Genomic DNA, 23939 nt, shown 5'->3' with positions numbered 1-23939 from the left:
ATTCCTAACTCTTTTTGTTAAGATAAGAGTGTTCCAAGGGACAGGCGTTAGAAACGTCGAGATATGAATCTTCGTTCGTCGGATTTTCTGACGTCCGGGATTGGAAATAAGAAACATGCCTGAAGCGTATGTCTGGAAATAAGATATAAGCTTTTTACATTTCAAGGAACGTCTGTTAAGATAAGTCCTTGTAAGACAGGCAAGAAGGGAGGCCATGACGATGGGACCTGAATCATGGAGAGATTTAGTCGATGTCGGCTGCTCGCAGGATTGCATCGAGCAATATAAAAGACTGAACGACGATGAACAGCGCTTCCTTTACTTGCGTCAGTACCGACGGTGCCTGCTGGATAAGATTCACGACAAACAGCAGCAGCTGGACCGCCTCGATTACTTACTGCATCAGTTAAAAAAGGGAGGCTGATTATGAACCTGTTAATTGTCTATTATTCTTGGTCTAACGGCAATACGCAAAAGATTGCCGAACAACTTCGGTTAGCGACCGGTGCCGATATAGCCCGAATTGAAACGGTGAAACCCTATGAAGGAAGCTATATGAATGTCGTCAATCAAGGTCAGCGCGAAGTGAATCAGGGCTATAAACCGGACATCCGGCCCCTTGAATACGATGCGGCTGATTACGATGTCATCGCCGTGGGAACGCCGACCTGGTGGTATACGATGGCACCGGCTGTGAAGACCTTTTTGGAAGCCAACGATTTTACAGGAAAGACGGTCATTCCTTTTATGACCCACGGCGGCTGGCCGGGACACGTCATCAAGGATATGAAACAAGCGGCGAAAGGCGCTGAGTTCGGACCGTCCCTGGAAGTTCAGTTTGACAGCAACGGCGGCAGCGATTTGGTGAGCGATGCCGGCGACATCGATCGTTGGGCAGCAGACATTAAGAGCAAGTATAGTGAAAAGGCGTAAGTTTTTAGGAGGGTATGGATATGACATTAGAAGAACTCAAGAAAAACAGCATCTTTGCCGTAGGCGGAGAAAACGTAGATTATGCACAGTACTTTGACGGCATGAGTTACTTAAATATGTTGTCCCTGAAACAGGTTATCGTCGGCAACGTTACCTTTGAACCGGCCTGCCGCAACCATTGGCACATTCATCATGCGTCAGAAGGGGGCGGACAGATGCTGTTGGTAACGGCCGGCCGCGGCTGGTATCAGGAATGGGGCAAGCCGGCACAGGAACTTCACCCCGGCGACGTCGTAAATATTCCGGCCAACGTCAAACATTGGCACGGCGCTGCGAAAGACAGTGCTTTCCAGCACTTGGCTATTGAAGTCCCCGGCAAGGATACGAGCTGTGAATGGTGTGAACCCGTTTCCGAAGCCGATTATAACGAGCTTCCGTAAGGCGGTGCATGATGGTTATTAAAGGATATATCAAATTGGTTCTGGCTTTGAGCTTTATGCTGCTGGCTGGGACGCTGTTTATGGGAACGGAAGGAGCCTATGCTATGAGCAACGATACACAATCTAAAAAAGCTGTAAAAATCGTACAGACTGCCGGTCGGCAGCGTTTAGGTGATTTTGCACCGGACTTTGCCCGCTATAACGACGATATCCTTTTCGGAGAAGTATGGAGCAAGAACGATGTCCTCGCCTTGAAGGAACGGAGCATCGTCACTGTTTCGGCCTTAATCGCTCAGGGTCTTGTCGATTCGTCTTTGAAGTTCCATATGGAAACAGCCAAGAAAAACGGCGTGACCAAAGATGAAATGGTTGAAATCATTACCCAGCTCGCTTTTTACAGCGGATGGCCTAAAGCATGGGCAGCATTTGCATATGCTAAGGAAGTCTACGGAGATCAGTAAAACAAGTAATTCTTAATTATTAATGGTAATAACTAATTACCATTAATAATTTTAAGAAAAAATATCAAAAATACATTCATTGTAATATTGATATATCTCGAAATGTGGAGTATAATACAACCATGATAAAGATTGATTTTCAATTAGTAATGGTTTTTACATAGAAGGAAGTGCAGTGAATTATGAAAAAAGGAATGTTCAAACAAGTATTATCGGCCATGGTATTGACCATGTCCCTCGCAGGCGGAGCTGCTTTTGTTTCAGCCGATTCCGTCCAGTATAGTGAAAATCGTGATTATAACGCAGCCGTCATTGAAACGGTGCCGACGGCAGCTACGCAGTCCGACATCCGCGGCTACAGTGAAAACGGAAGTTATCAGGCCGCTGTCATCAAAAACGTACCGGCAGCCGTGAAGAGCGTCGACGTTCGCGGTTACAGTGAAAACGGAAGCTATGTTGCAGCTTCAGCCTTTGATAATAATTAATAGTATCTAAAACGATTCATATAAAAGGTTCTGACTACTGGGAAAACCCCACTGGTTTTTATATAAAAAGGAGATAAAAAAGATGAAAAAAGTAATGTTTAAACAAGTGTTATCGGCAGCCGTATTGACCATGTCTTTGGCAGGTGCAGCCTTCGTTTCGGCAGATTCCATTCAGTACAGTGAAAACGGCGACTATAAAGCCGCTGTTATCGAAAGCGTACCGGCATCGGCTCCGGTTGCAGCAAGCCGCGTATACAGTGAAAATGCTGACCATCAGGCAGCCATTAACTTGGACGAACCGGCTACTAAAGTCGTTGCTTCTCGCGGCTACAGCGAAAACGGCGATCAGGTTGCAGCTTCGGCTTTCAACGCCTAACGCGATTACATAAAACAATAGATTATAAATTTAGAAAATTCTGACCATGTGAATGACGATGGTTTTTATATAAAAGGAGATAGATTATGATGATGAAGAAGAACATGTTTAAACAAGTATTATCGGCTATGGTATTGACTATGTCTTTGGCAGGCGCAGCCTTCGTTTCGGCAGATTCCGTTCAGTACAGCGAAAACGGTGACTATCAGGCTGCTGTTAACCTGAGTGTACCGGCAGTTTCTAAGAGCGATGACATCCGCGGCTACAGCGAAAACCGCGATTACAATGCCGCCATTAACCTGAACGCACCGGCAGCTGTAAAGAGCGTCGATTCCGTCCAGTACAGTGAAAATCGTGACTTCGAGGCCGCTTCAGGTTTTGACAATTAATAACAGATAGTGTACAGTTAGGGTACACCTTTGAAATTGTTCTAACCATCGGCCTCAGCCCTTGGTTTTGACATACAGCATCAGGCTTTTTGTGCAGTAGGAATGATGCCCCTTATTGAGGATACATGATGGTTTTTCGTAAGGTACAAAGGAGGAAAAAACATGTTAGGAAATTTTGCTTACCACAATCCGACGAAACTTTATTTTGGCGACGAATCCTTAGACTTTTTAAATAAAGAATTACCGAACTACGGGAAAAATGTCGTCCTGGTCTATGGCGGCGGTTCGATTAAAAAGAACGGCGTCTACCAAGATATCTTGGATATTTTGCAGAAAAATGGTAAGAATGTCGCTGAAATTTCAGGGGTCATGCCCAACCCGACCCTTGAAAAGTTGTACGAAGGCATTGAAATTGCCCGTAATCATAAGGCGGATTTCCTCTTGGCCGTCGGCGGCGGTTCCGTCTGTGACTATACGAAGGCTGTAGCCGTTTCGGTCCACTGCGATGAAGATCCGTGGGATAAATACTTTATCCGCTTTGAAGAACCGTCCTGTCAGATAGTGCCTCTCGGCTGTGTGCTCACTATGGCCGGCACGGGCTCGGAAATGAATGCCGGTTCGGTCATTACCAATACGGAAACGAAGCAGAAAATCGGTCATGTCTTCGCCAGCTCCGACGTCATGCCGAAATTCTCCATCCTCAATCCGCGATATACTATGACTGTGCCTGATTATCAGATGAAGGCCGGTATGTTCGACATCTTCAGCCACATCTGTGAACAGTATTTCTCCGGAAACGATGACGTGACCAGCGATTACCTCAGTGAAGGACTGCTTCGCTCGGTCATCCATTCCAGCCGTATTGCCGTCAAGGATGCTCAGGATTATGAAGCCCGCAGCAACATCATGTGGTCGGCCACCTGGGCCTTGAATACACTTTTGTCCTGCGGCAAACCCGGTGACTGGATGGTTCATATGATGGGCCAGGCTGTCGGCGGCTATACCAATGCTACGCACGGCATGACCTTGTCTGCTGTTTCTCTGCCGTATTACCGGCATATCCTTCCGTACGGCCTGCCGAAGTTCAAACGTTTTGCTGAAAATGTATGGGGTGTACAGCCTGAAGGCAAAACGGATGAACAGATTGCCCGCGAAGGCCTCGACCGGATGGAAGACTGGATGAAAGAAATCGGCGTCGTCTTGTCCATTAAGGATTTGGGCGCCGATGAATCGATGCTTGACGGTATCGTCGATGCTACCATGATTCTCCGCGGCGGCTATAAAAAGCTCGACCGACAGGAGCTCATTGATATTTTCAAAGCCAGCCTGAATCGAGGGGTATAATAAGTACGAGTAGTACGATCTGTACGATAGAGTAAAAAAGGGTTCGCGTGATATTGTTTCATGCGAACCCTTTCTGGACGTCTTTATTTGGTTGTGTCCTGTACGAGGCTTTGGCCTATATCATAGGCCTGTTTCAGACAGATGGGGCCGGCCTTTTCCTGGTAAGCTTTTTTGTCGCTTTCTGAGAAGATCGACGATTCATATTTCGAGTAATCATTGAACTGCAGCGTATCGTAGGCCCAAAGGGTCTTTGGCGGAAGGCCGAGGATGCGGTCGGTAAAGCCTTCCTGAGCGGCCAGGTTCTGAGCCAGGTTATATTCCTTGGCTTGTTCTTCTGTGACGTTCATGGTGTAGATAAAGGCCGACGGAATCTTTTTGCCAAAGACCGACGGGATTTCTGCGCTGTAAATATAGTTCGAGAAGAAGAGCCGTTCTAAAAAGGCCTGCATGCCGGACGTGATGCTCATGAAATAGATGGGCGTGCCGAAAATCAGGGCGTCGGCTTCTTTGATCTCTGTGAGTAGCGGTGCCAGGTCGTCTTTCACGATGCAGGTGCCGTGCTCCTTGTCTTTGCGCTTACAGTAAAAACAGCTGATACAGCCTTTGAAATTCAAAGTGTACAAATCGACGTACTTTGTGTCGGCTCCGGCTGCAGCAGCGCCCCGCAGGGCTTCTTTCAGCAGGTTTGCTGTGTTGCCGTTGCGGCGGGGACTGCCGTTAAATGCCATGATTTTCATTGTTCATCATCCTTTCTAAATAGCGTTATATCATTATATCGCGTTATATAGATAAATACAAGGCCGGCTGTGTAAATTCTCTGTTCAGTCGGCGTTACGTTTCTATCATGTTGTTTGAGGTAATAGGGGGTTATATCATGAAGAAGAAAAATGTTGTGGCTATCCTTGCAGCGGCGGTTATGGCCATCAGTTTATCGGCCTGCAGCAGTGTTCGTACTCAGGCTGACGGTCAAGCCGGGGCTACGGAACAGACGTCTCAAGCGAAGCCCAAGATTGATGCCAATGCCAGTGCTTCTATTAAAGGCGCTGCATCGGCTCAGAAAGAAGGGCAGCATACGGGTAGTCACCGGGCCGTCATTTACTTCTCCGATCCTGAAGGCAGCGACATGAACGCCATGGAAGGGAGTACTCAGTATTTGGGGCGCCTCATTGCTCAAAAGACCGGTGCCGACGTCTTCCGAATCGTATCGGTTAAGGCCTATCCGACCGATCACAGTGCCCACACAGCTCAGGCTAAGCTCGAACAGAGTGAGAACGCCCGTCCGGCCATTAAGGATGACTTCGGCGATCTCAGCCAGTACGATACCATTTTCTTAGGCTATCCGATTTGGTGGGGTGACCTGCCCATGCCGGTCTATACCTTCCTGGAAAGTCACGACTTGAGCGGGAAAAAGATCGTCCTCTTCGGAACCTATGGCAGCAGCGGCTTGGGGAATACACCGGAACACGTCCAATCGATTGAAAAAGGGGCGAACGTTGAAAATCGGGCTTACGGCGTTCAAGCCAGTGACGTCGGCAGTGCCAAAGACAGCGTCCTGTCCTGGCTGAGTGAATTAGGTTATTAAACACGAAACGTCATCTCACGGGCTAAAAAGATTCCTTGTGGGATGATCGTTACAGAACATATACGTAATATTATGAAGGAAATAAGGTGTATATATGGAGAATAAACGAGAGAACCAGCGGCGCGGCATCGATATGCTGCACGGCTCCATTGCCGATAAGCTCTTCTTGTTTGCCATGCCGATCGGCCTTATGGGCCTGTTCGAACAGCTCTTTAACAGCGCTGACGTCTTTTTATTGGGCCGTTTCGTCGGGACAAGCGCTATGGCCGCCGTCGGCAACAATATGCCCGTCATCGGCATGATGGTCATGCTGCTCATGGGGATTTCCCTGGGGGCCAACGTTACCATTGCCCAGTACCTTGGAGCCAAGCACGATGAAAAAGTGTCCCAGACGGTACAGACGGCCATCATCCTGTCCGTAGCCTTGGGGGTCCTGTTGACCGTTGTCGGTGAACTCATCGTCTATCCGGCTTTTCTGATCTTGGATGTACCTCTTGACGTCTATGACATGGCCGAAAGTTATTTGCGCATTTTCTTACTGGGCCTGCCTTTCCTGTCGCTGTACAATTTTGAAGCGGCTATTTTCCGCAGCTGCGGCGACAGCAAGACGCCCCTTTACAGTCTGATTATTGCCAACGGAATCAATATCGTCCTCGGCTTCCTGGCAGTTGCCGTCTTTGATTTCGGCGTCGTCGGCATCGCTTGGGCGACGGTTATCGCTTACGTGGTCAACGCCTTGATTCTCTTGGTTCTGCTCTGTCGGACGACGGATCGGATTCGCGTGAATCTGCATGACCTTCACTTTTCCAAGGAAGAATTGGGCCATATTATCCGCATCGGCCTGCCGGCCGGGATTCAGGGCATGATTTTTGCCTTGTCCAACGTCCTCATCCAATCGGCCATCAACAGCCTGGGGACGGAAGCCATGGCAGCTTCGGCAGCGGGCTTTATTATCGAAGCTAATACGTACTGCTTCGTCAACGGTTTCAGTCAGGCGACGACGACCTTTGTCGGCCAAAACTATGGGGCCCGCAACCTGCGTCGCTGCTTCCGCATTACGAAAGTGGCCTTTGGCGTCGAAGCGGCTTTCCTCCTCGTCGTCACGGCGATCATCCTCTTCTTCTCGCCGGAACTCATCGGCCTGTTCAACAGCGATGCGTCCGTCGTAGCCTTGGGGACGACGCGGTTGTTCTTTGTCCTCGGGACTTTTTATCTCAACGGTATGGTCGACCTCTTGTCCGGTTCCCTTCGCGGTTACGGTTATTCGTTGCCGCCGGCCATCGTGGCCCTCATCGGGATCTGCGGCGTCCGAATCCTTTGGCTCTACACGGCCTTTGCGGCTTGGCCTGACTTTTCGACACTCATGGCGACGTATCCGGTCAGCTGGCTGTTTACGATTATCGTATTGGCCGTCGTCTATAATATGTGCCGCAAGCACATTGTCGCCGGTTTTGCCCACCGCGAAGCTTGATGAATTCTGCTGAACGTGCTATAATTAATTGTAACAAATAATTATTATTGATTATGTTTTAAGGGGGCGTAAACCATGCGTATTGGTGAAGGTTTCATTGAAGAAATCAAAGACAATGGCTTAGCCAAAGTGAGGGTTAGCCGCGACTCTCTTTATGTCGCCTGCAGTGCTTGTGCGGCGGCAGATCATGTCAAAATTTTAGCTTACAATTACCTCGGTGCCGATGAAGGCGACCGCGTTCGCTATCAAGTCGACGATTCCCATCTCATTTCGGGTGCTTTCGTCTGCTTCATCGTTCCGGTATTCTTAATTTTAGCAGCTGCGGTACTCGGATATTTCGTCCAGAGTAATGAAGTCGGTGCCCTGATCGGCGCCGCTATTGGTGCAGCTGTTTCAGCGGCTATCATCCGGTCTTATGACAAATTGCTGGGGAGTATCATTGATACCAAGGCTACGATCATCAGCATTGTCAGCGATGATAAGGATGAAAGATAGAAAATTTAATAATGTTTTATTTGCGTAAAAACCAGGGGACCGGTCTGTACCAGTCCCCTGGTTTCGTGTTATAATAAACACTAGTCTGTTATGATAGGAGGTTTGAAAGATGCGTGCCATGGGAATCGATCCGGGGACGGCTATCTGCGGTTTTGGCGTTGTCGACAGTGACGGCAGCCGGCTGAAACCGGTGACGTATGGAACGATTCAGACGCCATCGAAATCGAGCGATGCAGAACGCCTGGTCATGCTCTTTGACGGCCTCAATGAACTTTATCGGAAATATCAGCCCGACCTCATCGGCGTCGAACAGCTTTTCTTCAACCGCAACGTTACGACAGCCATTACGGTCGGCCAAGCCCGCGGCGTCATTTTGCTGACGGCTCAGCAGGCGGGCATCCCGATTCTGGAGTTTTCTCCTCTGCAGGTCAAGCAGGGGGTTACCGGCTACGGCCGGGCGACAAAGGAACAAGTCATCGATATGACCATGCGCCTCTTAGGCATCCGTCAGAAAATTAAGCCCGACGATGCTGCCGATGGCCTGGCCATGGCTATCTATGCCATTTATTCCAGCCACTCCATGAGTCTGAAACGGAAGGTACAGTTATGATCGGATATGTAAAAGGCATTGTCAGCCATATTTTTTCGAATTCCTGCTTTATCGATGTCCACGGTGTCGGCTATCGGACTTATGCGCCGGCATCGACTTTGGATACGTTGACCGTCGGCAGGGAAGCCCTCTTATATACTTATATGAGCGTTCGGGAAGACGCCATCCTGCTCTATGGTTTTGCCACCCAGGACGAATACGACCTCTTCATGCTCCTCATCGGCGTAAACGGTGTCGGGCCTAAGGTAGCCCTGGGCATCTTGAGTGCCGATAAGGCCGACGGCTTCAGACTGGCCGTTCACAATAAGGATATCAAGAGTTTGACTAAGATGCCCGGCGTCGGCAAGAAGACGGCGGAACGGATCGTCTTGGAATTACAGGATAAAATCGGCCTCGACGGCGTTGCCCCTGCGGCGGAAGTCGGGGAAGGCCAGGCTCCGTCCGGCTTGTCGGGACTCCTCGCGGAAACCGTAGCGGCCCTGACCGGCCTCGGCTACAGCGAGCAGGAAGTCCTGCCCGTGGCTGAGTCCCATTTATCCGAATGTGAAACCGTCGAAGCGCTGTTAAAAGCGACCTTGAAGTCCTTAGGGAGCGGGAGGTAAGACATGGGAGAGAATCGCGTCATCGAGACTGCAGATTTGCCCGGTGATTCCTGGCAGTACAGTCTGCGGCCTCACTACTTTCGAGAATATATCGGCCAGACCAAAGCGAAAGAAAATCTGGAGATCTTTATAAAAGCGGCCAAGCTTCGCAAGGAAGCCTTAGACCACGTCCTCTTGTACGGCCCGCCGGGCCTCGGCAAGACGACCATGGCCGGCATCGTCGCCAATGAATTGGGGGTCAACCTGCGCATTACGTCCGGGCCGGCTATCGAGCGCCCCGGTGATTTGGCAGCTTTATTGACCAATTTGCAGGAACGGGATCTGTTGTTCATCGACGAAATCCACCGCCTGTCCCACAGCGTCGAAGAAGTACTCTATGCGGCCATGGAAGACTATGCCCTCGATATCGTCATCGGCAAGGGGCCCAGTGCCCGGTCGGTGCGCATCGATCTGCCGCCCTTTACGCTGGTCGGGGCGACGACCCAGGTCGGGCGACTGGCGCCGCCTCTTCGCGACCGCTTCGGCGTCATCTGCCGCTTGGAATTTTATAAGCCCGAAGATCTGGTCCTCATCATTAAACGGACGGCAGATATTCTGGCTATGGATATCGACGACGACGGCGCCTTTGAAATCGCCCGCCGCTCACGGGGGACGCCGCGTATTGCCAACCGCTTGTTGAAGCGCGTTCGTGACTTTGCTCAAGTGGCCGACGTCGAGACCATTACGGCGGATCTTGCCAATCATGCCCTCAATCGGCTGGAAGTCGATTCGTGCGGCCTGGACCGGACCGACCGCAAGGTTCTGCAGGTCATTATCGAAAAATTCGGCGGCGGTCCCGTCGGGCTCGACACGATTGCAGCTGCGATCAGCGAGTCCGTTGACGCCGTAGAAGACGTATACGAGCCCTTCTTGATGCAGCAGGGCTTTTTGAACCGCACGCCCCGCGGCCGCGTCGTTACCGATGCTGCCTATCGGCATTTGGGTCTCCCCGTGCCGACTGCGGAATGAGGAGGGACAGCATGGGAAAATTATTGCTCATGATCGGCGTTTTTTTTATCCTTGCCGGCCTTATCTGGATGGCCGGTGATGCCTTGGGAATCGGAAAGTTCTTGGGCCATCTGCCCGGAGATATTTCCTTTACCAGAGGGAATACATCCTTTTCCTTCCCTATTGTCACCTGTATTCTCATCAGCGTGATCTTGACGATTGTATTGAATCTATTCTTTCGTTTATGAGGTGCGTTTTTATGAATAAACGAAGTCGATTGGCTTTTATTTGTACGGCAGCTGCCGTCTGCACACTCCTTACGACCAGTGTTTGGGCAGCGCCCGCTAAAGATAAAAAAACGGTTTCGCGCCAGCCTGTAAAGACGGTTCAGACAAAATCCGGCCGGTCGTCTAAAACGACGGTGCCGCAGCAAAAACCGGTTGAGGAAAAAACGGATACGGTACGCATCGGCATCCGCGAAGGGCAGGGCCGCGTATCCTTTACGAGCCCCCAGGGGCTGGGCATTTACCGCGGCGATTCCCTTTGGAAAAAATCGGCAGCCAATGTGCCGGTTACGGTTACCTTATCGGGAACCGATTTGGCCGTCAACGGAACGGCCGGCAAGGGAAACCTGAAAGTCCGTTCCTTAGGAAAAAACGGCGTGGTCAAGGTCACGGACGGCTATGCCTACCGCGGTGACTTGGAACTGATGAAGTCGCCCGGCCGCTGGGGGATTACCGTCGTCAATGTCCTGCCCGTAGAACAGTATCTTTACGGCGTCGTCGGCAAAGAAATGTCGCCGGCGTGGAGCGAAGAAGCCTTGAAGGCCCAGGCCGTCGCTGCTCGGACCTATGCCATTGCCCATAAGAAGCGCTTTAGTCAGCGCGGCTTTGACTTGACGGACGATACGTCGAGCCAGGTCTATGCCGGTGTCGGCGGCGAGTCGCCGTCGGTCATCCGAGCGGTCAATGCGACTAAGGGCGAAATACTGACTTATCAGGGAAAGCCTATCGACGCCTTCTTTTTCTCGACGGGCGGCGGCTGGACCGAAAACAGTGAAAATGTATGGGGGACATACATCCCGTATCTGCGCGGTGTCAGTGATACCAGCGACAAGATGCCGGGCTACCGCTGGTCGGTGACGACAACGCCGGAAAAGATGGCTGAGAAACTGACGGCTGCCGGAAAGGGCGTAGGGAAAATCAAGTCGATTACCTTGTCGCCTCTGGCCAAACGGCCTATGACGACAAAGGACCGCGGCGTATCGGGCCGGGTTCAGTCACTGGTCGTCCACGGCACCAAAGGCGATGTCACCGTAAAGGGCCTGGCCTTCCAGTCCATCTTCGGACTGCGCAGCACGCTTTTTGACTTTTACAGCGGCAAGGGGACGGCTCCGGATCCCGACACGGGAAAGGCTGCCCGCAAGCTCGATTTTACGGTCAAAGCAGGTCAGCCCTTGACCATCTACGGTTTTGGCTGGGGCCACGGCTTGGGAATGAGCCAGTACGGGGCTTACCAGATGGCGCAGGAGCACGCCGGAGAACGAGATTATTACCGGAAGATTTTGACCCATTACTATACGGGGACGGAAATAAAGAAGCTCTATTAATGCATTAAAAGAGGAAGGTCTTATTGTGAAACTGACAGATTTTTATTACGATTTACCGAAAGAACTCATCGCCCAGCATCCGGCAGAACCTCGGGATCACGCTCGGCTCATGCTGTATGACCGAAAGAGCGGCGATGTAGCCCATAAATATTTTTATGACCTCGTCGATGAACTCCACGAAGGCGACGTCCTGGTATTCAATGACTCCCGCGTCATTCCGGCGCGGATTTACGGCAAGCGCACCCCGACGGGCGGCAAGGTCGAAGTCCTGCTTTTGACGCCTGTCGGCGATGACCGCTGGGAAGTATTGGTAAAGCCGGGCAAAAAAGCCCTTCCGGGAACGACCATCGAATTTGCCGAAGGCCTTACGGGCACCGTCGAAGATCGGACCGATTTTGGCGGTCGTATCATCAAATTTTCCTATGACGGCAACTTCGACGACATCATCGATTCTATCGGGGAAATGCCCCTTCCGCCGTATATCCACGAAAAGATGGAAGACCCCAACCAGTATCAGACGGTCTATGCCAATGAACGCGGCTCGGCAGCGGCGCCGACGGCGGGCCTTCATTTTACCGAAGAATTGCTGCAGAAAATTCGCGATAAGGGCGTTGAAGAAGTTTTCGTCACCCTGCATGTCGGTTTGGGAACCTTCCGGCCTGTCGAGGAAGAAAACATCGAAGATCATGAAATGCACAGCGAATTTTACAGCATTACGGAAGAAGCGGCAGCGACGATCAACAAGGCCAAAGCCGAAGGACGACGGGTCATTGCCGTCGGTACGACCAGCATCCGGACCCTTGAAAGCGCCGGTACGACAGGGACTTTAAAAGCCGGTTCCGGTTGGACCAATATCTTCATCTATCCGGGCTTTACCTTCCATATTGTCGATGCCCTGGTCACTAATTTCCACCTTCCTGAATCGACACTGCTCATGCTCATCAGTGCCTTGTCGACGAGGGAAAAAATCTTAAAAGCCTACGAAACGGCTGTAAAAGAAAAATACCGTTTCTTTAGTTTTGGCGATGCCATGTTCATTCACTAGGGAGGAATCTATGGTTATTACCTACGAACAACAGGCCGAATGCGACGGCGCCCGTGCCGGTATCCTGCGTACCCCTCACGGTACGTTCAAGACGCCCATGTTCATGCCTGTCGGTACGCAGGCGACGGTCAAGACACTGACGCCGGAAGAGCTCTACGATATGGGGGCTCAGGTCATCCTCAGCAATACCTATCACTTGTTCCTTCGCCCGGGCCACGATTTGGTCAAGGAAGCGGGAGGCCTTCATAAATTCATGAACTGGAAGCAGGCGATCCTCACCGACAGCGGCGGCTTTCAGGTATTCAGCCTCGGCCAGATGCGCAAGATCACCGAAGAAGGGGTTACCTTCCGTTCCCACTTAGACGGTTCGAAAAAATTCTTGTCGCCTGAAGTGTCGATGGACATTCAGATGGCCCTCGATTCCGATATTGCCATGGCCTTTGACGAATGCATTCCCTATCCGTCCGACTACGAATACACTCGCTTGTCGACGGAACGGACCAGCCGCTGGGCAAAGCGCTGCCTCGACCATCACCACAGTGAGACCCAGGGGTTGTTTGGCATCGTCCAGGGCGGGATGTACAAGGATCTTCGTCAGCAGAGCTGCCGCGATTTGGTCGACATGGATTTTGACGGCTACGGCATCGGCGGCTTGAGTGTTGGCGAATCTAAGGATATAATGTATGATATACTTGAGCATACGACCCCGTATCTGCCGAAGACCAAGGCCCGTTATCTGATGGGTGTCGGCACGCCGGACTGCCTCCTTGAAGGCGTTGCCCGCGGCGTCGACATGTTTGACTGCGTCTTCCCGACCCGCGTTGCCCGCAACGGCATGGCTATGACCCATGAAGGACGCCTGACCGTGCGCAATGCCAAGTATGCTCATGATTTTCATCCCATTGAAGATGGCTGCCAGTGCTATACGTGCCGCAATTATTCGCGGGCTTATATCCGCCACCTCTTCAAAGCGGAAGAACTTCTGGCTTATCGTTTGGTCAGTATTCACAACCTTTATTTCCTGCTGCAGTTCATGCGGGATATGCGTCAGTCGATCTTCGACGGGACGTTCCGCGAATTCCGCCGGGATTTTTGGAAAAGGTATCAAGACGCGTAAGCGCTTGCACATAAAATATTTTAATTTTTTTAGTTGATGGAGGTGTTTGACATGGATATGACTGAACAGCTTACCGCTTTTTGGCCCATTATCCTCATGGTCGTCATTTTTTATTTTCTGCTGTGGCGGCCGCAGAAAAAGCAGCAGAAGAGACGGCAGGAAATGCTGGACAGCCTGAAGCCGGGCGCTAAAATCGTCACTGTCGGCGGCGTCATGGGTACGATCGTATCCCTGCATGACGATTATCTCGTCATCCGCGTAGCCGATAAGGTCGAAATCCGCGTTACCCGCGCAGCTGTTGCTCAGGTCCTCAGCAAGAACAGCAGCGAAGGCAAAAAGGCTGCTAAGAAGGCCGAAAAGCCGGAAGTTGTTGAAGAAAAAAGTGACGTAAAAGCAGAAGCAGCTCAGCCTGCTGATGAAAACCAGAAAGATGCTCAGTAAGAAAGAACTGCGCAGCGCTATGTATGACCGCCTCCATCAATTGACGGAAGCCGAAAAAACTTCGGCCAGTGCGGCCGTCTGTGCCCGGATTTCGGCTTTGCCGGCCTATGACCGGGCACGGCGCATCATGGCCTTTCTCAATATGCCTGACGAAGTCAGCCTCGACGCCTTGATTTCCCGGGCTGTTCGAGATGGGAAAGAGGTCTACGTCCCGGTCTGTATCAGTCGGACCGAAATCGTGGCAGCCCGATTGGAAGGGCTGGATCAGGCTGTCGTCGGAGCTTACGGCATCCGCACGGCGCCGGAGGGCAGTCCGCGCGTGGCGGCAGCTGACCTCGATCTCATCCTTGTCCCGGGCCTGGCCTTCGATGAAAATGGCGGCCGCTTAGGTCACGGCGCTGCTTACTACGACCGCTTCCTTAGCGGGAAGGGACCGGTAGCGGCCATTGCTGTCGCTTGGGACGTTCAGATGGTTCCCACTGTACCCGTAGAAGGCCACGACGTCATCATGACCGAAGTGGTTACGGACAGGCGCCATCTCGTGCTTCACCAATAAAACCATAAGATTTACCCAGAGGGGGGAGTATCGTTGCGGACTCGTAACATGATAAAATTTTTTGGGGCCGTCATCATCATCGTGGCAGCCTTTGTTACTTTTATTAATCCGCTTGCCAACTCCATTAAACAAGGCCTGGACTTACAAGGCGGTACGCATATCGTCTTAGAAGCCGAAGATACGCCGGACGCACCGGTTACGGAAGACTCTTTGAGCCGTGCCGTCACCATCGTCGAACGCCGTATCAATGAAATGGGCCTGACCGAACCGCTTGTTCAGAAAGAAGGCGCTCGTCGAATCATCGTCGAATTGCCGGGTGAAAAGAATCCGGAAAAAGCCATCGAAACAATCGGTAAAACGGCTGTCATGGAGTTTAAAGATGAAAGCGGAACGACGCGGATGACCGGGAGCGATCTGAAAACGGCAAAAGAACAGATCGACCAAGGCCATAAAAACGTCGTCGGCATTGAATTTACCGATGAAGGGGCTAAAAAATTTGCCGACCTTACAGCCTCTAATGTAGGCCATAAAATCGGCATTTACCTTGACGGTGAACTCTTGACCAACCCCGTCGTCAACGAACCGATTACGGGCGGCAAAGCGGTCATCACCGGCAGCCAGACCTTGGAAGATGCCAAGAATTTAGCCATCCTCCTTCGTTCGGGCGCACTGCCTGTTAAATTGAAAGTCATGGAAGTCCGCACGATTGGTCCGAGCCTGGGCCTTGACTCTAAATTAAAGAGTGAAAGGGCTTTTGCGATCGGCATCATTCTGATTATGGTCTTTTTAATCGTCATCTACCGCGTATCCGGTATCGTAGCCAATATCGCCCTCTTGGTATACGTCCTCATCCTGCTGGGCATCTTGAAATACCTCGATGCGACACTGACCCTGCCGGGGATTGCCGGCGTCATCCTGTCTATGGGGTTTGCCGTCGATGCCAACATCCTCATTTTCGAACGGTTTAAAGAAGAGGTCCTGGTCGGGAAAACCTTGCGAACGTCGATGGAAGCCGGGTTCCGCCGGGCTTTCAATACCATCCTCGATGCCAACGTATCGGTCATGATTGCCGCCGTCGTCCTCATCGTCATGGGCAGCGGCACGGTCAAAGGCTTTGCCGTCAACTTGGCCCTCGGTCTCGTCGTCAGCATGTTCACGGCCATCGTCGTCAGTCGTTCGCTTCTGACCTGGTTTATTAATACGGGATTGATCATCAATCCCTGGTTCTACGGCTTAAACCGTAAACCGCCTGAACATATGCTGAAAAAGGGGGGACAGAAATGAGTTTTGATATTATCAAACATCGCACCTGGTGGTTCATCTTATCGTCTGTCCTGGTCCTTGCCAGCCTTATTTCCATCTTTATCAATGGATTTAACTTCGGTATCGACTATACAGGCGGTACCATCCTTGACATGCAGTTCAACAAGGCTGTCAGCGTTTCTGAAGTCCGTCAGGTCATCGATGGAGCCAATATGGATCTGGGCAATACGGTCATCCAATTGACCGGCGTTACCGATCAGGATTCGTCGACAGACGTCATGCTGCGCATGCGTAATCTGACCAGTGACGAAACGAAATCCTTGTCGGAAAAATTGAGCACCTCTTTAGGCGGTGCAGAAATCAAGCGGACCGAATCGGTCGGTGCCGTCATCGGATCGGAAGTCACGAAAAATGCCATTACCAGTTTGGCCGTGGCCTTCATCGCCTTAGCGGCCTACATTTCCTTCCGCTTCGAGTATAAGATTGCCATTTCGGCCCTCATTTCCATCGTTCACGATTTGATCATGGTCCTGGGCGTTTTCTCCTTCTTCCAGTTGGAAATCGACGCTACGTTCTTGGCGGCTATCCTGACCGTCGTCGGCTATTCGATGAACGAAGCCGTCGTCATCTTTGACCGCGTCCGTGAAAATACGCGGACCCACCGGCGAACCGACTCTTATGAAAAACTGGCTCATGACAGTATTTCTCAGAGTATCCACCGTAGTATCTACACCTTATCGACGGTTCTCTTTGCCTGCGGTGCCCTCCATTTCTTTGGCGGCGAATCGACAAAGAACTTCTCCCTGGTCATGCTCATCGGCTTTATCAGCGGGGCTTATTCGTCCATCTGTGTCGATACGTCGATCTGGGTCGTATGGAAAAACCATACGTCGAATCGACGGGGCCTCAAAGCTTCTGACGATGCATCCGAAGAAGACGAAGAAGCTGCAGAAACACAAAAAGGATAAAAAGAAGGGATGTCCCATGGAGTCTGTCTTCATGGTGCAGCCCTTTTTCATTTCATATGTATGCATTCCCTTACCCGGGTAAGGGGCGATGAGGAGGAATCAGGATGTTTAAAATCGATGCTTTAGGCAAGGCCTGCCCCTTGCCGGTCATTGAAGCCCACAAGGCTTTGAAAGATCACGACGCCGTTGAAATTACGGTCGACAATGAAATTGCTACGGAAAATCTCAAAAACTTATCGGAACAGATGAACTGTGCCTACACGATGACTAAAGAGTCAGAAACCCACTATACGGTCACCTTGGTGAAAGAAGGGGCCGATGCGGTCGTTGAAGAAGCACCGGCTGTATCGGGGTCGGACTATGTTGTCGTCCTCAATGCGCCGGTCATGGGCTTGGGGGACGATACTCTCGGCAAGAACCTTTTGAAGACCTTTATTTATACCTTGACTGAACAGGACGTACTGCCTAAGCAGATTATCTGCTATAACGGCGGCGTATCCCTGGTCACGGAAGATTCGGAGTCCCTCGAAGATTTGAAGAATCTCGAAGCCCAGGGGGTCGAAGTCTATGCCTGCGGCGCCTGCCTCAATTACTATGGCCTGACGGAAAAAGTCGCTGTCGGCTCCATTACCAACATGTTCCGCATTATCGAAATGATGCGTACGGCCAATCGCATCGTCAAACCGTAACCCATGGAAATAACGATCATAAAAGCGGCCATTCTGGTGTCGTTCATCATTTGCGGCTATGTATTAAAACAGCTGCGCCTCTTTGGGCGCAGCACTTTTCATACCATATCGACGATTGTCTTTAATATCACTCTGCCGTCGGTCATCATTGCCAATCTCAACGGTATCCACTTCGAAGTGAGCTATTTGCTCATCAGCCTCTTAGCCATCGTCTTTAACCTGATTATGGTCGGCCTTGGCTATGGCGCCGGGCGGACCAAAGACGAAAAGGCTTTCTATATGCTCAATTTGAACGGCTATAATATCGGCAACTTTGCTCTGCCCTTCGTGTCGTACTTCTTCGACAACGCTGCCGTTCTTATCGTTTGCCTCTTTGATGCCGGCAACTCTCTCATGTGCCTTGGCGGCGGTTATGGCCTGGCCCGCTATGTACGCGGTGAAAAAGGGGAGAATATCTTCTGTATTTTGGGCAAGACAATCTTTTCGTCCCTGCCGGTCCTGTCGTACATTCTGATGATTTCTCTGTCTTTAGGGGGATTCGTCCTGCCTCAGGTTGTCATCGACTGGGTCAAGGTGCCGGCATCGGCGAATACCTTCTTGTCGATGCTGATGATCGGCGTTGCCTTGGGCCTGTCCTTAAAGAAGGAATACCTGCACCTCATCTATACCAATATGGGGCTGCGCCTGTTGATTTCCATGGTCTTTGCCGTCTTCATCTACTTCGGTCTCGACTATTCGATGGATATCAAGCGGGTACTGATAGTATTGGTCTTTGCACCTATCGCCGGCATGGCCTGCTACTATACGGCAAAACTGAAGTTAAAAATCGAAGTTGCGGCCTGCATCAGCTCCTTCTATATCCTCATTTCCATCGTCATCATGTCGACCTTGATCGTCTTCTTGGAATCGATGTGACCGGTCGGCTAAGAGTTCCTCTTCCAGATCTGCCGGTACCGTCGACGGGCTGCGGGTGATGTAGTAACTGTCGACCTTCGGCGGTTCAAAATCGAGAAGGGGGATGGCCCGCAGGCGCCGGGCGTCTAAGTCGTCCTCGATGAGGCTCTTCGGCAGGAAGGTATAACCGATGCCTGCGGCGACGTATTGCGGAAGCTTGGTACTGTTGTCGATTTCTAAGGGGAAGCGGTGATGGCGCGGAAAGAGGTCCTGAATGTAGAGGCCGACGCCTTGGAGGGCGAAGTTGCAGAATAAGTAGTCGATTTTTTGCAGATCGTCTTTATAGATCCCTTTGGCGTAGGTGGTATCGGAAGCCCGGCAGACCAGGACCAGCGAATCCGTTCGGTAAGGCTGGCAGACGAAGCCGCTTTTGAACATGGCGCTGAAAGAAAAAATGGCGTCTAAGGTCCCTTCTTGGAGCTGGCGCATCATGTCGGCCGTATGGCCGATGGTGACGTGGAGGGAGACGTCTTTCTGCTTCTTTAAGTAGCTGCGGATGCGGCGCTGGAGGTGGCTTTCATAAATCGTATTGGTCGTTCCGATGTTTACCTTCCGGGCATACGTCGGCGAGGCCTGGATATCCTGAAGGGCTGTCAGCTCGAGGGATACGAAGCGCTGGGCATAGTCAAGAAATTTTTGTCCCGATGCCGTCAGGTCGACCTGCTTGTGACTGCGGACGAAGAGGGGGACGCCCAGTTCCGTCTCCAAGTCGCGGATGCGGTTGGTGACTGTCGATTGAGCGACGAAGAGCTGCTGCGCCGTCTTGGTAAAGTTTTTTATTTGTGCTAAGGCAATAAATGTCCGGAGCGTCGTTGTGTCCATGACCGGACCTCCTTTTCTTACAATTTGATTATCGAATGAAATGAATTGAAATAATCTATTTCACAAATTATCTCTTTGTATTATATAATAATCATTGTAGAGAAACAATGAATTTCAAGTTTGTTTCGTAATTTAGATTATGCATCTTGCTGTATTATAAGAAATTGGAGCTGAATCGGATGAACAAGAAAACTGTCCCCTTTAATGAAGCGCAAATTCGTTCTATCATTGCCAAGTACCCGACACCTTTTCATATTTATGATGAAAAAGCCATCGTTGATAACGTTCGAAAATTGATAAAGGCTTTTGATTGGGCCCATGATTTCAAAGAGTATTTTGCCGTCAAAGCGGCACCGAATCCCTACCTCATGCGTCTTTTGCAAAAAGAAGGCGTCGGCGCTGACTGCAGCTCCATGGCAGAATTGGAACTATGCGACAAAGTCGGCATTACCGGCCACGATATCGTCTTTTCTTCGAACGATACGCCTTATGAAGAATTTAAAAGAGCTATGGAACTCGGCGCTTTGATCAATCTCGACGATATTTCCATGATCGACTTCATGGAAAAACGCGGTCCCTTGCCGGATTGGATTTGTGCCCGCTATAATCCGGGTCCCCTCCTTCAGGGCGGCAACGATATCATCGGCACGCCGGAAGAAGCTAAATACGGCATGACCCGTGAACAGATCCTCGATGCCTTCCGCATCCTTAAAGAAAAAGGCGTTTCCCACTTCGGTCTGCACACCATGGTCGTCTCTAACGAACTCCAGGTAAACGGCTTGATCAACACGGCCAAGATGATGTTTGAATTAGCTGCTGACGTTCAGGACAGCCTGGGCATCGACATTGAATTCCTCGATTTCGGCGGCGGCATCGGCCTTCCGTATCGCCCGGAAGAATCCTTCATCGATTACGATGAATTGAGTGCCGGCATCAAGGAACACTTTGAAGCCATCATGGTCCCAAGAGGCCTCGGCAAATGCCGTCTCTCCTTTGAATGCGGCCGTGCCATTACCGGCCCTTACGGTTATTTGGTCACGACGGCTATTCATCACAAACACATCTGGAAAGAATACATCGGCGTCGACGCCAGCATGGCCAACCTCATGCGCCCCGGCATGTACGGTTCCTACCACTACCTGTCGGTCATGGGCAAAGAAAATGCGCCGAAGGACCACGTTTACGACGTCGTCGGCTCCCTCTGCGAAAACTGCGATAAGTTTGCCGTTGACCGCAGCCTGCCGGAAATCAAAGACGGCGATATTCTGGTCATCCACGATGCAGGGGCTCACGGCCATTCCATGGGCTTTAATTACAACGGCAAGCTCCGTTCGGCAGAGCTCCTCCTCCATGAAGACGGTTCCGTAACCCAAATCCGCCGGGCTGAAACCTTGGACGATCTCTTTGCGACCCTTGACTTTTCAAACTTATAAATGAAGGTAAATCACACCCCTTACATACTGTAAGGGGTATTTTTTTGACTTTTATTTTAAATTTTAATATATTTTTAATCTTTATCGAGTATAATACTGATATAACATACCGTCATTTATTTGAAAAGGAGAGAAAGGGGGCATCTTGGCTGATGGGTGCTTACGATATATTGACCGGAACGCAGCTCTGCATGGCTGTTGCCATGATTGCCTACGGCTTTTATTTCAAAAAGAAACGGACTTGCCGCCTGTGGTATTTTTCCGGTCCCGCCTGGCTCATTGCCATTTGGTCCGGTGTGGTATTATATTATTATTCGGAATACCCTTTTTTGACCATCCTCTGCTTTCTCATGGGCTTTTTCTTGGGTATGGGGATCGGACTTTGGGTTAAAAAGGGACTGCCGGAATTGACTTATTGCCGAGAACGGCGGAGACTTCACTGTCCGCCCATGAAGAAGGCCATGCCGGCCTATCTCATCATTTGCGCAGTATTCGCCTCGTTCCAGGTCATAGGCTATCATGTTTCCTTCATCACCCATTCCTGGTTTTTTAATGAAGTGCTGGGCTTTGCGCCGGGTCTCTGCACTGGCCTTTTATGGGGGCGGGGGATTGCCATGCTGCTCGATATTCCCGTGCGGGGGCAGCAGGTATACAAAGATATTTAGGAGGTACTTTTTTTATGGATAACACCAAGCGGAGAGAACAAATCCTTCAGCTGCTGCACGAATCGACGGCTGCCGTTACCGGAACGGCCTTAGCCAAGGCCTGTAAGGTCAGCCGTCAGATCATCGTCGGCGATGTCGCCATTTTACGGGCTCAAGGCGTCGGCATCATTTCAACGCCTCGTGGCTATCAGCTGGTCACTCCCTTAAAGGCGGGCTGTACGCGGGTCTTCGTCTGCTGTCACGGCAGTGATTTGATGGAAGCCGAACTTGAAGCCATCGTCGACAACGGCGGCATCGTCCACAATGTCGTCATCGAGCATGACGTATATGGTGACTTGGAAGGGACCTTGAATCTCCATTCCCGCCGTGACGTCCAGCAGTATATCAAGCGGATGAAGGACTCCCGCGCCGAAATGCTGAGCACCATCAGCGGCGGCATCCATACCCATCTGGTCGAAGCCAAGACGGAAGAAGAACTCGATGCCATCGGCAGCGCTTTGCATGACTTAAAGGTCTTATACGGCGATTGACTTTTTCCTTCCATATGCTACAATGTTGTCATGTCAATTTATGTGTCATGACACTTGTGTAGATAGGAGGAATAGTGTTATGTTGTTAGACCGGTTGGAAGCCTTGCCTGTAGGCAGGTTTCACTATAAACTGCTCTTGGTCACCGGTTTGGGCTGGCTGTTTGATTCTATGGATACGGGGCTCATCGCCTTTATCCTGCCTGTACTTGCCAAAGAATGGGGATTGGCACCGGGACAGATGGGCCTCATCGGCAGCATCGGCCTCATCGGCATGGCTCTTGGCGCCGTCGTATCCGGTACGGCTGCCGACCGCATTGGGCGCAAGAAAGTCTTTACGATTACTGTCTTATTATATAGTATTGCATCGGGCTTCTGTGCCTTGGCCTGGAGTTATGAATCCCTGCTCTTCTTTCGCTTCCTCGTCGGCTTCGGCCTCGGTGGGGAACTGCCTGTAGCAGCGACCCTGGTTTCGGAATATGCACCGTCCCGCGTTCGCGGCCGGTTCATCGTCCTCTTGGAAAGCTTTTGGGGTCTCGGTTGGATTGCAGCGGCCTGCATCGCTTATTTCTTCATTCCCGTCTACGGTTGGCGCATGGCCTTCTTGATCGGTGCCCTGCCGGCCCTCTATGTCTGCCTCATTCGCCTTCATATGCCGGAATCGGTTCGTTACCTCTTGGCCCGCGGCCGCGTAACAGAAGCGCGGAATATCGTTGCTTCCATCGAAGCGAAACTTCAGGTACCGTCAGCTCCTTTTTCGTATGATGATGAACGGATGCCAGTCGCCACCAAAGCTTCTTTCCGTGAATTGTGGAGAAAGCCCTTTGTCTCGCGGACGGTCATGCTCTGGCTGGTCTGGTTCGGCATCAATTTCAGCTACTACGGTATCTTCATGTGGCTGCCGTCTCTCGTCTTCCAACAGGGCTTTACGGTCGTCAAGACTTTTGAATACGTCCTCATCATGACCCTGGCTCAGCTGCCGGGCTATTACTGCGCTGCTTGGCTGGTCGACAAAATCGGACGCAAGTATACCTTATCGTCCTTCCTCTTGTTCAGCGGCGTTGCCAGCTATTTCTTCGGCCACGCTTCGACGGCGTCGACGCTCATGATTTGGGGCGCTGTCATGTCCTTCTTTAACCTCGGCGCCTGGGGTGTCCTCTATACCTATACACCGGAACAGTATCCGACGGCTATTCGTGCTCTCGGAAGCGGTTGGGCTGCCGGCTTCGGCCGTTTTGGCGGTATGGCGGCCCCGGTTATGGTAGGCGTGCTCTTGGGTCAGCAGTTTGATTTCGGCGGCGTCTTCTACATGTTTGCCTTCGTATTCGCTGCCATTGCCGTCGTCGTCATGGGAATGGGCATGGAAAGCAAACAAAAGAATTTAGAGAGCATGACCGAACGATTTGCCGATGCCAAGTGATGTAAATTTTGTAAAAAAGCTGTCAAAACCTTCTTGACAGCTTTTTTTTTCAATGATAAAATTATCTATGTCGCATGGCTCGAAGCGATTTGAGTATTTGCTGACAAAGGCCAAATGATGGAAAAAAGCTTCGAAAGACTTCACAAAAGTCCTTGACAAGGCATCCTGAGTTTGGTAGAATAAACAAGTCGCCGCTGAGGCGACAGATGACCTTTGAAAACTGAACAATGAACTGAATGAACGCCAGTAAATAAA

General features: G+C 51.0%; 30 protein-coding genes and 1 pseudogene. 28 read left to right on the top strand and 3 right to left on the bottom strand.

From position 1 onward, the window contains the following. The first annotated feature begins 220 nt into the window (after positions 1 to 220). From QZQ46_RS06935 to QZQ46_RS06900, 8 genes are all read left to right on the top strand, one after another. Positions 221 to 424, top strand: a complete 204-nt coding sequence (locus QZQ46_RS06935) for a hypothetical protein (protein ID WP_296828271.1) — start codon at positions 221 to 223, stop codon at positions 422 to 424. A 2-nt stretch (positions 425 to 426) separates the two neighbouring features. Further along, positions 427 to 933: a flavodoxin gene (locus tag QZQ46_RS06930; RefSeq protein WP_296828269.1), complete on the top strand. Its 507-nt coding sequence runs from the start codon at positions 427 to 429 to the stop codon at positions 931 to 933. Between the two features lie 20 nt (positions 934 to 953). Beyond that, positions 954 to 1373, top strand: coding sequence for a cupin domain-containing protein (locus tag QZQ46_RS06925; protein WP_296828267.1), 420 nt, complete (start codon positions 954 to 956; stop codon positions 1371 to 1373). A gap of 11 nt (positions 1374 to 1384) precedes the next feature. Further along, positions 1385 to 1834 carry a carboxymuconolactone decarboxylase family protein gene (locus tag QZQ46_RS06920; protein WP_081651740.1) on the top strand — a complete coding sequence of 150 codons (450 nt, stop codon included), beginning with the start codon at positions 1385 to 1387 and terminating at the stop codon, positions 1832 to 1834. Between the two features lie 182 nt (positions 1835 to 2016). Continuing rightward, positions 2017 to 2319: a hypothetical protein gene (locus tag QZQ46_RS06915; protein WP_296828264.1), complete on the top strand. Its 303-nt coding sequence runs from the start codon at positions 2017 to 2019 to the stop codon at positions 2317 to 2319. 82 nt (positions 2320 to 2401) lie between these two features. Beyond that, positions 2402 to 2695 carry a hypothetical protein gene (locus QZQ46_RS06910; RefSeq protein ID WP_296828262.1) on the top strand — a complete coding sequence of 98 codons (294 nt, stop codon included), beginning with the start codon at positions 2402 to 2404 and terminating at the stop codon, positions 2693 to 2695. A gap of 86 nt (positions 2696 to 2781) precedes the next feature. Then, complete coding sequence (locus tag QZQ46_RS06905) at positions 2782 to 3084, top strand: hypothetical protein (protein ID WP_296828260.1); 303 nt, start codon at positions 2782 to 2784, stop codon at positions 3082 to 3084. A 162-nt stretch (positions 3085 to 3246) separates the two neighbouring features. Beyond that, complete coding sequence (locus tag QZQ46_RS06900; protein WP_296828258.1) at positions 3247 to 4428, top strand: iron-containing alcohol dehydrogenase; 1182 nt, start codon at positions 3247 to 3249, stop codon at positions 4426 to 4428. Between the two features lie 83 nt (positions 4429 to 4511). On the opposite strand, the gene QZQ46_RS06895 is transcribed toward QZQ46_RS06900, so the two are convergent. Further along, positions 4512 to 5165, bottom strand: coding sequence for a flavodoxin family protein (locus QZQ46_RS06895; RefSeq protein ID WP_296828256.1), 654 nt, complete (start codon positions 5163 to 5165; stop codon positions 4512 to 4514). Between the two features lie 137 nt (positions 5166 to 5302). Between QZQ46_RS06895 and QZQ46_RS06890 the strand changes: the two genes are divergently transcribed. From QZQ46_RS06890 to QZQ46_RS06815, 16 genes and pseudogenes are all read left to right on the top strand, one after another. Continuing rightward, entirely contained in the window at positions 5303 to 6010 is a 708-nt protein-coding gene (locus QZQ46_RS06890) for a flavodoxin (RefSeq protein WP_296828253.1), read from the top strand. 94 nt (positions 6011 to 6104) lie between these two features. After that, on the top strand, positions 6105 to 7481 hold the full coding sequence (locus tag QZQ46_RS06885) for an MATE family efflux transporter (protein WP_296828251.1): 1377 nt from the start codon (positions 6105 to 6107) through the stop codon (positions 7479 to 7481). 75 nt (positions 7482 to 7556) lie between these two features. Continuing rightward, on the top strand, positions 7557 to 7976 hold the full coding sequence (locus tag QZQ46_RS06880) for a SoxR reducing system RseC family protein (protein ID WP_296828248.1): 420 nt from the start codon (positions 7557 to 7559) through the stop codon (positions 7974 to 7976). A 109-nt stretch (positions 7977 to 8085) separates the two neighbouring features. Beyond that, a complete protein-coding gene (gene ruvC / locus QZQ46_RS06875) occupies positions 8086 to 8586 on the top strand; it encodes a crossover junction endodeoxyribonuclease RuvC (protein ID WP_044504945.1) in 501 nt (166 codons plus the stop codon). After that, on the top strand, positions 8583 to 9188 hold the full coding sequence (gene ruvA / locus QZQ46_RS06870; protein WP_296828246.1) for a Holliday junction branch migration protein RuvA: 606 nt from the start codon (positions 8583 to 8585) through the stop codon (positions 9186 to 9188). The genes ruvC and ruvA overlap by 4 nt, the downstream gene beginning before the upstream one ends. A 3-nt stretch (positions 9189 to 9191) precedes the next feature. Further along, complete coding sequence (gene ruvB / locus QZQ46_RS06865; protein ID WP_296828244.1) at positions 9192 to 10196, top strand: Holliday junction branch migration DNA helicase RuvB; 1005 nt, start codon at positions 9192 to 9194, stop codon at positions 10194 to 10196. A gap of 11 nt (positions 10197 to 10207) precedes the next feature. Then, complete coding sequence (locus QZQ46_RS06860) at positions 10208 to 10423, top strand: DUF2905 domain-containing protein (RefSeq protein ID WP_296828242.1); 216 nt, start codon at positions 10208 to 10210, stop codon at positions 10421 to 10423. 11 nt (positions 10424 to 10434) lie between these two features. Further along, a complete protein-coding gene (locus QZQ46_RS06855) occupies positions 10435 to 11784 on the top strand; it encodes a SpoIID/LytB domain-containing protein (protein WP_296828240.1) in 1350 nt (449 codons plus the stop codon). A 25-nt stretch (positions 11785 to 11809) separates the two neighbouring features. Continuing rightward, the gene (gene queA / locus QZQ46_RS06850; RefSeq protein WP_296828239.1) at positions 11810 to 12829 is read left to right on the top strand and encodes a tRNA preQ1(34) S-adenosylmethionine ribosyltransferase-isomerase QueA; all 1020 of its coding nucleotides are present in this window, start codon (positions 11810 to 11812) and stop codon (positions 12827 to 12829) included. A 10-nt stretch (positions 12830 to 12839) separates the two neighbouring features. Next, positions 12840 to 13946, top strand: coding sequence for a tRNA guanosine(34) transglycosylase Tgt (tgt, locus tag QZQ46_RS06845; protein ID WP_296828235.1), 1107 nt, complete (start codon positions 12840 to 12842; stop codon positions 13944 to 13946). 36 nt (positions 13947 to 13982) lie between these two features. Continuing rightward, positions 13983 to 14282: pseudogene (gene yajC / locus QZQ46_RS06840) on the top strand (preprotein translocase subunit YajC); the annotation flags it as partial. A 79-nt stretch (positions 14283 to 14361) separates the two neighbouring features. Beyond that, entirely contained in the window at positions 14362 to 14943 is a 582-nt protein-coding gene (locus QZQ46_RS06835; protein WP_296828233.1) for a 5-formyltetrahydrofolate cyclo-ligase, read from the top strand. Between the two features lie 48 nt (positions 14944 to 14991). Continuing rightward, a complete protein-coding gene (secD, locus tag QZQ46_RS06830) occupies positions 14992 to 16227 on the top strand; it encodes a protein translocase subunit SecD (protein ID WP_296828231.1) in 1236 nt (411 codons plus the stop codon). Next, positions 16224 to 17174 (top strand): protein translocase subunit SecF, encoded by a 951-nt coding sequence (gene secF / locus QZQ46_RS06825; RefSeq protein ID WP_296828229.1) that lies wholly within the window; start codon positions 16224 to 16226, stop codon positions 17172 to 17174. The genes secD and secF overlap by 4 nt, the downstream gene beginning before the upstream one ends. A 104-nt stretch (positions 17175 to 17278) precedes the next feature. Then, complete coding sequence (yedF, locus tag QZQ46_RS06820) at positions 17279 to 17863, top strand: sulfurtransferase-like selenium metabolism protein YedF (RefSeq protein WP_296828227.1); 585 nt, start codon at positions 17279 to 17281, stop codon at positions 17861 to 17863. A 36-nt stretch (positions 17864 to 17899) separates the two neighbouring features. Continuing rightward, entirely contained in the window at positions 17900 to 18778 is an 879-nt protein-coding gene (locus QZQ46_RS06815) for an AEC family transporter (RefSeq protein ID WP_296828225.1), read from the top strand. On the opposite strand, the gene QZQ46_RS06810 is transcribed toward QZQ46_RS06815, so the two are convergent. After that, positions 18683 to 19639, bottom strand: coding sequence for a LysR family transcriptional regulator (locus QZQ46_RS06810; RefSeq protein ID WP_296828222.1), 957 nt, complete (start codon positions 19637 to 19639; stop codon positions 18683 to 18685). The genes QZQ46_RS06815 and QZQ46_RS06810 overlap by 96 nt on opposite strands. A gap of 179 nt (positions 19640 to 19818) precedes the next feature. Here QZQ46_RS06810 and QZQ46_RS06805 point away from each other — a divergent pair, with 179 nt between their 5' ends. From QZQ46_RS06805 to QZQ46_RS06790, 4 genes are all read left to right on the top strand, one after another. Then, positions 19819 to 21072: a diaminopimelate decarboxylase gene (locus QZQ46_RS06805; protein ID WP_296828220.1), complete on the top strand. Its 1254-nt coding sequence runs from the start codon at positions 19819 to 19821 to the stop codon at positions 21070 to 21072. Positions 21073 to 21224: 152 nt separating this feature from the next. Then, entirely contained in the window at positions 21225 to 21737 is a 513-nt protein-coding gene (locus QZQ46_RS06800; RefSeq protein WP_296828218.1) for a hypothetical protein, read from the top strand. A gap of 14 nt (positions 21738 to 21751) precedes the next feature. Then, complete coding sequence (locus QZQ46_RS06795) at positions 21752 to 22267, top strand: transcription repressor NadR (protein ID WP_296828216.1); 516 nt, start codon at positions 21752 to 21754, stop codon at positions 22265 to 22267. Between the two features lie 79 nt (positions 22268 to 22346). Beyond that, positions 22347 to 23684, top strand: a complete 1338-nt coding sequence (locus QZQ46_RS06790) for an MFS transporter (protein WP_296828214.1) — start codon at positions 22347 to 22349, stop codon at positions 23682 to 23684. Here the strand turns inward: QZQ46_RS06790 and QZQ46_RS06785 are convergent. Beyond that, a partial coding sequence (locus QZQ46_RS06785; RefSeq protein ID WP_296828212.1) for a hypothetical protein occupies positions 23646 to 23939 on the bottom strand: 294 nt, incomplete at its 5' end. The genes QZQ46_RS06790 and QZQ46_RS06785 overlap by 39 nt on opposite strands.

It is taken from the genome of uncultured Megasphaera sp., assembly GCF_900539295.1.
Classification (GTDB): domain Bacteria; phylum Bacillota; class Negativicutes; order Veillonellales; family Megasphaeraceae; genus Megasphaera.
This window is presented reverse-complemented; position numbering and strand designations above follow the sequence as displayed.